The sequence below is a fragment of the Desulfurellaceae bacterium genome, assembly GCA_021296095.1.
In the GTDB taxonomy this organism is placed as follows: domain Bacteria; phylum Desulfobacterota; class Binatia; order Bin18; family Bin18; genus JAAXHF01.
This window is the reverse complement of sequence record JAGWBB010000031.1, coordinates 1-11,452: the sequence shown is the minus strand read 5'-3', so window position 1 is coordinate 11,452 and position 11,452 is coordinate 1. Positions and strand designations below refer to the sequence as shown.

Annotated in this window: 9 protein-coding genes and 1 pseudogene; 8 read left to right on the top strand and 2 right to left on the bottom strand. The window is 62.4% G+C overall.

Going from position 1 to position 11,452, the window contains the following annotated elements:
* The coding region (locus tag J4F42_09380) for a dicarboxylate/amino acid:cation symporter (GenBank protein MCE2485709.1) at positions 1–1,241 on the top strand (1,241 nt) is incomplete at its 5' end.
* A 4-nt stretch (positions 1,242–1,245) separates the two neighbouring features.
* On the opposite strand, the gene J4F42_09375 is transcribed toward J4F42_09380, so the two are convergent.
* Positions 1,246–2,061 (bottom strand): alpha/beta hydrolase, encoded by an 816-nt coding sequence (locus J4F42_09375; protein MCE2485708.1) that lies wholly within the window; start codon positions 2,059–2,061, stop codon positions 1,246–1,248.
* Between the two features lie 164 nt (positions 2,062–2,225).
* Here J4F42_09375 and J4F42_09370 point away from each other — a divergent pair, with 164 nt between their 5' ends.
* Entirely contained in the window at positions 2,226–3,116 is an 891-nt protein-coding gene (locus J4F42_09370; protein ID MCE2485707.1) for a 3-keto-5-aminohexanoate cleavage protein, read from the top strand.
* 7 nt (positions 3,117–3,123) lie between these two features.
* On the opposite strand, the gene J4F42_09365 is transcribed toward J4F42_09370, so the two are convergent.
* Positions 3,124–3,567 (bottom strand): TfoX/Sxy family protein, encoded by a 444-nt coding sequence (locus J4F42_09365; GenBank protein ID MCE2485706.1) that lies wholly within the window; start codon positions 3,565–3,567, stop codon positions 3,124–3,126.
* Between the two features lie 104 nt (positions 3,568–3,671).
* Here J4F42_09365 and J4F42_09360 point away from each other — a divergent pair, with 104 nt between their 5' ends.
* The 6 genes and pseudogenes from J4F42_09360 (at position 3,672) to J4F42_09335 (ending at position 10,787) form a co-directional block, all read left to right on the top strand.
* Complete coding sequence (locus J4F42_09360; protein ID MCE2485705.1) at positions 3,672–4,868, top strand: CoA transferase; 1,197 nt, start codon at positions 3,672–3,674, stop codon at positions 4,866–4,868.
* 23 nt (positions 4,869–4,891) lie between these two features.
* A complete protein-coding gene (locus J4F42_09355; GenBank protein MCE2485704.1) occupies positions 4,892–5,377 on the top strand; it encodes a DUF192 domain-containing protein in 486 nt (161 codons plus the stop codon).
* A gap of 120 nt (positions 5,378–5,497) precedes the next feature.
* Positions 5,498–7,029: pseudogene (locus tag J4F42_09350) on the top strand (acyl-CoA carboxylase subunit beta).
* Positions 7,030–7,050: 21 nt separating this feature from the next.
* A complete protein-coding gene (gene accC, locus J4F42_09345; GenBank protein ID MCE2485703.1) occupies positions 7,051–8,550 on the top strand; it encodes an acetyl-CoA carboxylase biotin carboxylase subunit in 1,500 nt (499 codons plus the stop codon).
* A gap of 84 nt (positions 8,551–8,634) precedes the next feature.
* On the top strand, positions 8,635–9,138 hold the full coding sequence (locus tag J4F42_09340; protein MCE2485702.1) for a hypothetical protein: 504 nt from the start codon (positions 8,635–8,637) through the stop codon (positions 9,136–9,138).
* Positions 9,138–10,787, top strand: a complete 1,650-nt coding sequence (locus J4F42_09335) for an FAD-dependent thymidylate synthase (GenBank protein MCE2485701.1) — start codon at positions 9,138–9,140, stop codon at positions 10,785–10,787. The genes J4F42_09340 and J4F42_09335 overlap by 1 nt, the downstream gene beginning before the upstream one ends.
* Positions 10,788–11,452 lie beyond the last annotated feature (665 nt).

The window sequence follows — 11,452 nt, the reverse complement described above, 5'->3', positions numbered from 1 at the left end:
TTGCCCTGTCTCCCCAGCCGATCAGCTCACTCGGCGACACGCTGATCTCCTGGCTACGCCCCATCGGCGCGCTGTTTCTGCGACTCATCCGCATGGTCATCGTGCCGCTGGTGTTTGCCTCCCTGCTGGTTGGCGTGGCCAGCCTGGGCGATGTACGTAAACTCGGCCGCCTGGGCGGGAAAACCCTGGTGCTGTACCTGACGACGACCGCTGTGGCCGTCACCATCGGGCTGATCTGCGCCAATATCGTCCAGCCGGGCGATTTCCTGAACGAGGCTGACCGGGTCTCCCTCCTGGCCCAGTTCGACTCGGCTGCGGGCAGCCGGGCTTCCGCGGCAGCCGAAGCCCCTTCGACCATCGACACCGTCCTGGCCATCATTCCCACCAACCCGGCCGCCTCAATGACCGAAGGCAATATGCTTCAGATCATCTTCTTCGCCCTGGTGTTTGGCATTGCTCTGACCCTGCTGGGTCCGGGTCAGGCCACACCGGTCGTCACCTTTTTTGACAAAGTCCAACAGGCCATGATCGTCCTGATCCAGCTGGTCATGGAACTCGCCCCGTTCGGGGTTGCCGCCCTGGTCGCCGAGGTGGTCGGTCTGAGCGGTCTGAGCGTCCTTCAGGCGCTGCTGGCCTACGGCTTGACCGTCGTCCTCGGCCTGACCATTCATGCCGGGCTGGTGTACGGCGGGCTGGTCCACAGCCTGGCCGGGGTCTCGTGGCTCACCTTCATGCGGACCATCCGCCAGGCTCAGCTGATCGCCTTCTCAACCTCGTCGTCGTCGGCCACCCTGCCCGTCTCGCTCCAATGTGCCGAGCACAAGCTCGGTGTCAGCAACCCGGTCGCCAGCTTCGTGTTGCCCCTGGGCTCAACCGTCAATATGGACGGCACCGCGCTCTATCAGGGGGTGGCGGCGGTCTTTATCGCCCAGGTGTTTCAACTCGACCTGTCCCTGCCGGCCCAGCTGACCATCGTGTTGACCGCCACCATGGCGTCTATCGGAGCGGCCGGCGTGCCCGGAGCGGGCATGATCACCCTGGCCCTGGTGCTGACCACCATCGGGGTGCCAATGGCCGGCCTGGCCCTCATCCTGGGCATTGACCGGCTGCTCGACATGTGCCGAACAGCCGTCAACGTCACCGGTGATCTGGCGGTTACCTCTATTGTGGCCACAAGCGAGGGGGAGGTGCTGAACCCGCGCCCCGACGCCCTCCCGGGAGAAATCGCCGAAGCGGACTGAGCGTTTACGGATCGGCCAGAAACTCGCCGATGGCTTGAACATACGCCTCACCGCCGACCAGGTGCAGATTGACGTGCCCGCCGTCCGTCACGCTGTGAAAGCGTTTGGGGGGGTTGGCCACGGCAAACAGATCCCGACCCTGCTGATACGGAATGACCTGATCATCGGTGCCGTGAATGATGAGCAGCGGGCTGTGGAAGTCCGAGATCGCCCGGGCGGTATTGAGCTCATGCTCGACCACAAAGGCCAGGGGCGGCAGCACCAGATCGCCCATCGCCCGCAGGGAATAGAACGGTGCCAGCAGAATCGCCCGGTCGGGCGGCTGTTCAATGCCTATCTCGACGACGGCCGCACAGCCGAGCGACTCGCCGACATACACCAACTGCTTTCCGTCTGCCCAGCCCGTGTCCTTGACCAGCGCCACCGCAGCCCGACTGTCGGTCAGAAAATGGGTCAGTGTGGGTTTGCCCCGGCTGTTGCCATAGCCCCGATAGTCGAACATGAAGTGCCCGACACCGAACTGGTCGGATAAGAGCCGGGCGTGCTCAAGCCGATGTCCGATAGTGCCGGCGTTGCCGTGAAACCAGACCAGCAGGGCCGGACCGCTGCCGGGCAGATACCAGCCGTGCAGGGTGCGGCCGTCGGGCCCGCCGAACCAGACCTCCTCATACCGAAAACCGTACTCGTCCGGCCAGATCGTCAGCTTTGAGCCGGGATGAAAGACCAGCCTGTTTTTCAGCCACTCGAGCGGCGCGCCAAAGAGTGACAACAGCGCAACTCCCAACACACCGCCAAGCGTCCCAAGACCTGTTCGACTCACCCCGTCCCCCACACAGCCGGGCTTTGCTTGACAATTCCCCGGCTGCGCGTGTCTAATACGCTCTTCCAAAGGGAAACGTGATGTCCTTCAGATTCCATCGGCGCTCACGTTTCCCTTTGCAGCCGCTCGGTCGGTCCAGCTTGAGCGCCCAACAGGAGGATGACATGGCCGCCAACAAAGTCATTATCGAGGTTCGCATCAACGAATATACCATGCGGGATGACAACCCCAACGTTCCCTACAGCCCGCAGGAGATTGCCGACGAAGCCCTGGCCTGTTGGCGCGAGGGGGCAGCCTTCATCCACTACCACGCCCGCGACCCCCAGACCGGTGCGCCCTCGGCCGACCACGGGTTGTACGCCGACACGGTGCGGCGCATCAAAGACCACAGCGACCTGATCACCATGCCGACTCTGGGCGCGTGGTGGATGCCGTCGCCCGAGGAGCGCATCTCGCACATTGTCGAGATGGCCAAAGACCCCGCCACTACACCCGACTGCGCGCCGATCGACATGGCCACCAGCAACGTCGATACCTATGACGCCGCAGCCAAACGCTTCAACACCACGGACACCGTCTACCTGAACACGACCCACACCTGGGAGTATTTCGCCACCACGATTCGTGACGCCGGCGTCAAGCCGGTCCAGGCCCTGTGGAACATCAGCTCGGTCCGCCACACCCAGGCTTTCGTTGAAATGGGCCTGTTCGAAGAGCCGCTGTACACCGAAATCGTGCTGACCGAGGGCGGCATCCTGGCCGGCCATCCGGGAACGATCAAGGGCCTGGAAGCGTTTCTCGACTTTATCCCTGAGACCGACGCCTGGCAGTGGTCGGTCATGTCTTACGGCGGCAACCTGTTCCCCATTGCGGCTGCGGCCATGGAGCGTGGCGGGCACGTGTCCATCGGCCTGGGCGACTATCACTACCGCGAGATGGAACTGCCGACCAACGCCCGCCTGGTCGCTCGTCTGGCCCAGCTGGCGCGCGACATGGGGCGCGAGGTGGCCACACCGGCCGAGGCGCGGGAGATGCTGGGCATCCGGGCAGCCTAGGGCGTGCTCACGTTCTTTTTTTATACAGCCCCTCCCGACCCTGGCGCAGGTCCTCCCAGTTCAGCCCCTCCTGGGGAGCTTCCTGCCCGCCCATGAAGCGCGTGCTGGCCTGGACGTAGGTGTCGATCTTCTCTTCGTCGGCCAGCGCCTGGGCACTGAGTTCCAGGTACTCACGCATGACAAAGTCGCCGCCACCGGGATGAAAGACCTGCCCGTCGCCCCGCTCACACGCCGCCGCCAGCTGCTGGGGCGATACGCGGAGGGCCAGGGCCTCGCCCAGCACAAAGGAAAACGGCTTTTCGTCCACATAGTAACAGCGGCCGCCAAACATGGCTTTGCTGGTGACGCCGGGCACGCCCAGGCGGGCCAGGGCCTCGTCGAGGGTGAGCTGGTGACGCGGCGGCGGCCGACGGCGCGCCGCAGGCCGGGCACGGGCTTGTCCTCTTGGCATACCGCCCAGGTATAGCAGGCTGCGGCTTTGCTTGCATCAGTCCCGCCTGCTGTGCCACTATAGCGCCGAGATCAATGCCGAACGGCCGATAAAGGAGGGACGCCATGCAGGCCCTAGATCACATCAAAGTTCTTGACCTGACACAGTTCGAGGCTGGACCGTCGTGCACCGAGATTCTGGCCTTTCTCGGCGCAGATGTCGTCAAGCTCGAACCGCCCCCCGGCGGCGACCAGGGACGCTACCTGATCACCGACAAACCGGGTCTGGATTCGCCCTACTTTTTGCTGCTGAACGCCAATAAAAAAAGCATCTCGCTCAACCTGAAGAGCGAAAAAGGCATGGCTCTGTGCAAAAAGCTCCTGCCCCATTTTGATGTGCTGGTCGAAAACTACGGCCCCGGCGCCCTCCAGCACCTGGGCCTTGGCTACGATGTGGTGTCCGAGATCAACCCCCGCATGATCTATGCCCAGGTCAAAGGCTTCGGTACCTACGGCCCCTACTCGAGCTTCAAGAGCTTTGACATGATCGCCCAGGCCACCGGCGGCGCCATGAGCATCACCGGCACTCCGGACACCCCGCCACTGCGGCCCGGCCCCACAATCGGCGATACGGGCACCGGCATTCACTGCGCCGTCGGGATTCTGGCCGCCCTGCTGCAACGCGAAAAAACGGGCAAAGGCCAGCGGCTCGAGGTGGCCATGCAGGACGCGGTCGTCAACCTCAGCCGTATCGGCATGATGGGCCATTACTACGGTAGCGTCCCGGCTCCCCGCACCGGCAACCGGGTTCCGAGCCTGGCCCCGACCGACCTGTATCCGTGCGCGCCGGGCGGCCCCAACGACTACGCCTTCATCATCACCACCACCCCGGCCATGTGGGAAATTCTGGCCAAGACCATCGGGCGCGAGGATATGCTGACCGATCCCCGATTCGCCGACCAAGCCAGCCGCAACAAGCACGGCGAAGAACTCAGCGCCATCATCTCGGCCTGGACCACCGGACGCACCAAGCACGAGGTCATGAAAGCCCTGGGCGAGGCCGGTGTGCCGTGCGGTGCGGTGCTGGACAGCGGCGATATTCTGGAGAACGAGCAGCTCAGACAGCGCGGCATGATCACCACCATCGAACATCCCACCCGAGGCAGCTTCACCATGCCCGGCTGTGCGGTGCAGCTGTCAGACTCGCCGACCGAGGTCAAACCAGCCCCGCTGCTGGGCGAACACAACGCCGATATCCTGGGTAAGCTGTTAGGCCTGACACAGGCCGACCTGGCGGGACTCAAAGAGGACAAGGTCGTCTGACAGAAAATGATGAATGCAGAAGTATGAATGCTGGACGGAAAACACGAAGTTTTCAGCCGTTCAGCGTTCAGTATTCAGCATTCATCATTTCGCTCCTCCTGCTCGCCTGCGCCCCGTCGCCGCCCGAGGTCATCCTGTACCCACACACCGGCGACCCGGTCCGGGTCAGCGTAGAGATCGCCGACACCCCCCAGACACGCCGCTACGGCCTGATGTACCGCACCACGCTGTCCGACCGACACGGCATGCTGTTCGTCTTTCCAAGCGAGACCGCCCAGTCTTTCTGGATGAAGAATACGCCCGTGTCGCTCGATATCATCTTCATTAACGCCGCCCGCCGCGTCGTTCACATCGCCCCGCACACCAACCCGTTTTCCGAGCGACCGATTCCCTCCGCACAGGCCGCCCAGTTCGTCCTTGAGGTCAAGGCCGGATTTTGCGAGCGACACGGCATTCGCCGCGGCGCCCGGGTTGAGTTTGTCCGGGTGCCCATGTCCCCGTCTCACTAAATGCGTCTCCCATTCATCGTTCAGCCTTCATCCTTTCCCTCCTGCCTTCCTTGATCTTTTGTGCCCCTCATACTACAAGGTCTGAGTTCCAGCCTCACAGGGAAAACATAGGATTATGGTATGGGCTTGCAGGACAATCTTCACGAATTGACCCGCCGCAACGAAGAAGCGCTTCAGGGCGGCGGGCCGACACGGATTCAGCGACAGCACGATCTGGGCAAACTCACGGCTCGGGAACGGATTGATCTCCTCCTCGACCCGGGCAGTTTTGTTGAGCTTGATCGCTTCAAGACCCACCGCTGTACCGATTTCGACATGGACAAGCAAAAGACACCCGGCGACGGGGTGATCACCGGCTACGGCAATATTGACGGCCGGCAAGTCTTTGTCTTCTCCCAGGATTTTACGGTGTTCGGCGGCAGCCTGTCAGGCGCGTTTTCCGAAAAAGTCTGCAAGGTCATGGATCTGGCGGTCAAAACCGGCTGCCCCCTGATCGGCATTAACGACTCGGGCGGAGCCCGCATCCAGGAAGGCGTGGCCAGTCTGGCCGGCTACGCTAATATCTTCCACCGCAACGTCCTGTCGTCGGGCGTTGTGCCCCAGATTTCAGCCGTCATGGGCCCGTGCGCGGGGGGCGCGGTCTACTCTCCGGCCATGACCGATTTCATCTTCATGGTCGAAGACACCAGCTACATGTTCATTACCGGCCCCGAGGTGATTCGGACCGTGACCCACGAAGAAGTCAGCATGCAGGAACTCGGCGGGGCTTCGACCCATAACGCCAAAAGCGGGGTAGCCCACTTTGCCTCGCCCAACGAGCGCGAAAGCCTACATAGCATCCGCGAGTTGCTGAGCTTTCTGCCCAGCAACAACATGGAAGACAGCCCGATCCGGCCGACCAGTGACGACCCCAACCGGCGCGACGAAAAGCTGAACAGCCTCGTCCCCGACAATCCGAACAAACCCTACGACATCAAAGACGTCATCACGACCGTGGTCGACGAGAACTATTTCCTTGAGGTGCAAAAAGACTACGCCCGCAATATCGTTATCGGCTTTGCCCGCCTCGGCGGGCGGACGGTCGGCATTGTCGCCAACCAGCCAGCCTTCCTGGCCGGCGTACTCGACATTGACGCCTCGGTCAAGGGCGGCCGTTTCGTGCGTTTCTGCGACTGCCCCTGATCCACGGGCCGGGCTTCTGCCCCGGCACCTCACAGGAGTATGGCGGCATCATTCGTCACGGGGCCAAACTGCTGTACGCCTACTGCGAAGCCACCGTCCCCCTGGTCTCCATCATTACCCGCAAAGCCTATGGCGGCGCCTACGTGGTCATGTCGAGCAAGGAAATCGGGGGCGATATCAACCTCGCCTACCCCACCGCGGAGATCGCCGTGATGGGCCCGGACGGAGCGGTCAATATCATCCATCGCAACGCCATCAACAAAGCGGCCGACCCCGATACGGAGCGCGAGAAGCTCGCTGACGAATACCGCCGGACCTTTGCCAACCCGTTCAAGGCGGCCGAGATGGGTTATATTGACGAAATCATCATGCCTGCCGACACTCGTCCACATCTGATTCGTGCGCTGGACATGCTGCAAAACAAACGGGACAAAAACCCGCCTAGGAAACATGGCAACGTGCCGCTATAGGAGCCGGCCGAGGATCGACACATGTTCAAACGCATTCTGATTGCCAATCGAGGCGAAATCGCCGTCCGGGTGATTCGGGCCTGCCGTGAGTTGGGCGTGGAAACGGTCGCGGTGTATTCCGAAGCCGACCGCACCGCGCTGCACGTCCAATACGCCGACTATGCCTACCCGATTGGTCCCTCGCCGTCTGCCGAGAGCTATCTGGTCATTGACAAGATCATCGAGGTGGCCCAAAAGAGCGGCGCCGAGGCGATCCACCCCGGCTATGGCTTTCTGTCCGAGCGGGCCGCGTTCGCCCGCGCCTGCCAGGAGGCCGGCATCACCTTTATCGGCCCAACCCCTGAGGCGATTGAACAGATGGGCGACAAGGTCACCGCCCGGGGCATCATGCAGCAGGCCAAGGTGCCGGTCGTGCCGGGCACCGACGTGCTCGGGGCTGAGGACGAGGTCGTGGCTGCGGCGCGAGAGATCGGCTTCCCGGTCATGTTCAAGGCCTCGGCCGGCGGTGGCGGAAAAGGCATGCGCCTGGTCAGCGCTGAGGACGAGGTGGTGTCCGCCCTGCGCGGGGTGCGTTCCGAAGCCAAGTCCTCGTTCGGCGATGACCGCATGTATATGGAAAAGTTCGTGGACAAGCCGCGCCACGTCGAGGTTCAGGTCCTGGCCGACACCTATGGCCATACCCTCCACCTGTACGAGCGGGAGTGCTCGCTGCAGCGCCGCCACCAGAAGGTGATTGAGGAAGCGCCCTCAACCGCGATCAGCGCCGAGGTGCGTGAACAGATGGGGCGGGTTGCGGTTGAGGCGGCCAGGGCGGTCAACTATGTCGGGGCCGGAACGGTCGAGTTCCTGGTCGATGCGCACCAGAATTTCTATTTTCTTGAAATGAACACCCGCATCCAGGTCGAGCATCCGGTCACCGAGCTGGTGACCGGCATAGATCTGGTCAAAGCCCAGATCGAGGTCGCCGCCGGTGAACACCTGGCCGTGCAGCAGGACGAGATCAAGCAGCGCGGCTGGGCCATCGAGTGCCGCATCTACGCCGAAGACCCGGCGCGTGACTTCTTCCCCTCGCCGGGCAGGATTCAGGTCTTGCGGACGCCGGGCGGCAGCGGCATTCGCGACGACAGCGGTGTGTACGAAGGCTGGGAAGTCCCCATCTTTTATGATCCCATGATTTCCAAGCTGTGTACCCACGGCAGTACGCGCCAGGAGGCCATCCAGCGTATGCTACGCGCCCTGCAAGAGTATACGGTCGAGGGCATTATCACCAATATCCCGTTTCATCGCTGGGCGCTCCAGCACCCCCGGTTCATCCAGGGCGACCTGGACACCGGCTTCATCCCCCAGGAATACCACGGCCTGGCCTTTGAGGAAGACGCCCTCCACCAGGAAGTCCTGCTGTCGGCCGCCGCCCTGGCCGCCTACCACAAGGACCAGACCGTGCAGCGCAGCCAGCCCGACAGCGCCGGCGGCCGGGTGTCGGCCTGGCGTTCGACGGGCTGGCGTGAGGGTCTGCGCTAGAAAGAGGGAAGGTGTCCACAAATCTCTTTGGAAAGGGAGACACGTTTCCTCTTTGCGGGGCGCTCAAGCACGGAAAGACACAGCATGGCCTATATCGCAACCCTCGGAGATCAGACCCATACGATTGAGGTCCAGGAACTGGAAGCCGACCATGTGTATCGGATCGTCATAGACGGCAAGGAACGGATCGTTGACGGCCGCCAGCTGTCGGCCCACATGTACTCGCTGCTGGTTGAGGATCAGTCATTCACCATTGACGTGACCGAAAAAGACGACCAGTACACCGTCTCGTGCGAGGGCAAAACCTTTCAGTTCAGCCTGCTTGACGAGCGGCGTGCCCTGCGTCCCGGGGAGGGCAGCAGCAGCGGAGTGGGTGACACCGAAGTCCGCTCGCTGATGCCGGGGAAAATTGTCGAGGTCCTGGTCAGCGTCGGCGACGAGGTCGAACAAGACCAGGGCGTCCTCATCATGGAAGCCATGAAAATGGAAAACGAGGTCCGCGCCTCAACGGCCGGTACGGTCAAAGCCATCCTCGTCGCCGAAGACCAGGCTGTTGAGGCGGGAGAGTTGCTGCTTGAGCTGGAGTGATGAGCGACACCTTCTCCGCGACCGAGCATGACCGCCTCGCCCCCTTTTTCACCAACCTGAACGCGCCCATTTTTGGCCTGAAACTCCCCCAGGAAGTGGCTGGAGCCCTGTTCTCGCGCTACAGCCGATCATCCAAAAGCCTGCGCAAAATTTTCCTGGACGAGTTTCTGGGCCAGGCTGACTTCCCGCTCGGCCAGGCCGACCAGACCGACGCAATAGACAAGGCCCGGGCGTTTTATGAACGGGTACTGATCGGCTACGGCGACGACTCGGTCGCCCAACTCGGCGGCGCCCACATTGCCTGCGAGAACGTCTCAAACGTTGCGGCCAAGCTGCTCGAAGACGCCCGCATCGGGATTGCCCCGCTGGAGAAATCGACCCGCTATGTGCGCTTTGATACGACCGATCAGGCCGGCGAGTTTCTGTTCGCCAAAGAACCGGCCATCATGGCCTCGCCACACCGGGACGCCTACCTCGCCGGCCTGCGCCGTCTGTTCGAGACCTATGCGAAGCAGATGGAGCCGATGATCGCCTTCATGCGGCGCAGTCTGCCGATCAACAGCATCGAGTGGAAACACCCCCAAACGGGCGAGCCCCTCACCTATAAAGATGCTGCATCCGATACCAGGCTGCGCCGCTGGGCCGAAGGCGCCTATCGCTCAACCGTGCGAGCCCAGGCCTGCGATGTCCTACGTCAATATCTGCCGGCCGCCACGCTGACCAACGTCGGTCTCTTCGGCACCGGCCAGGCTTTTGAACATCTGCTCAACAAGCTCTACTCGCAGCCGCTCGACGAGGGCCGGACCATCGCCCACGACATGCAGACCGCGCTGAACGCGCTGATCCCCTCGTTTGTCAAGCGTGCCCAGAAAAACCCCTATCTTGCCGACACCTACACCGCCACCCGTGCGGCCGCAGCCCGGCTCCTGGCCTCCACACCGGTCGCACCCAGCCGTGCAGTCCAACTGCTGGATTGGGACGCCGACGCCGAGGACAAGGTCCTGGCCGCCATCCTCTACCCCCACCTGCGTCACCCCCTGAATCAGGTCCGCAACGCAGTCAAAAGCCTGTCTGCGGAGCAGCGCTCTGGGCTGTTCGACGAGTACATCCGCCGCCGCCGCCACCGCCGCGACAAACCCGGCCGCGCCCTGGAGCAGGCCTATTACACCTTCGATATCATCGCCAACCTGGGGTTGTACCGGGACCTCCACCGCCACCGCCTCCTGACCCAGGAGCGTCAGGACTTCACCACCGTCCACGGCTACGACATGCCGCAGGAAATCGAACAGGCCGGCTTCAAGGCCGACTTTGTCCGCAGCATGGATCACGCGGCCGAGCTGTACGAGCAGCTCCACCGCGAGCTGCCCAGCCAGGCCCAGTACGTCGTGCCGTTCGCCTACCGTATCCGCTGGACGATGAAGCTGAACCTGCGCGAAGCCGTGCACGTCGGCGAGCTGCGGACCATGCCCCAGGGTCACCCGGACTACCGGCTGATCGTTCAGGACATGTGGCGCGAGATCGCCAGGGTTCACCCGCTGCTGGCCAGCAGCGCGAAATTCCTGGACTGGAACACCTACCGACTCGGCCGGCTCCAGTCAGAAATGCGGACCGAGTACAAACGGGACAAAGCGGCTCCTGGTGAAGGATAAATGCTGCTGAGCGTGTCCGTTCATTCAGCATTCAGCATTGCTTCTCATTCCCAGTCGGGTAGGTCAGGCGCATCACTGCGCCCTTCCCCCCCTCAGAACCGGACGTGCGACTTTCACCGCATCCGGCTCAAGCAGATTGTGTTGCTTCGCGGGTCGGCTGGACGGGATATGATGGCATGAGTATTCTGGTGTTATCCCAACGCTCCAGAAAGGAAGATCATATTCTGAAAGCTCTTTGGCATGCTTTCTGCGAGTTTCTCCGGGTCGATATCCCGGAGCTACCCTGTCAGGCGCGTGACATGTTGTATGCTCGGTTCCTTGCCGCCCTAAGACAGTGGCTTGAAACCAAGGCACCTCGTCCTGTGCCTGTTGCTGCATGCCCCCCCCAGCCCTTTCTGTTGTAGCAGGAGGGCTGGACTCCTTTGCCATCACGTCCCGTCTCACCGGGTCCCTTCTTGTGAAGCCCGATAGATACGTTGTCGCAGATTGCGGACAATGCGCCTGTTTGTGTTCCAGTCTGTTGACTGCCAGGCGCGGTGTCGTGTGGCCTCGCTCGCAGTTGCCTGCGTCTTCGCGTCGGTCATACTTAGAGCAGTTTCAGGGAATTCCGATACGTTTGGAGAGCTTTCCAAGCGGGCCGGGGTGTGAGCAGCTCTGGGGCCAAT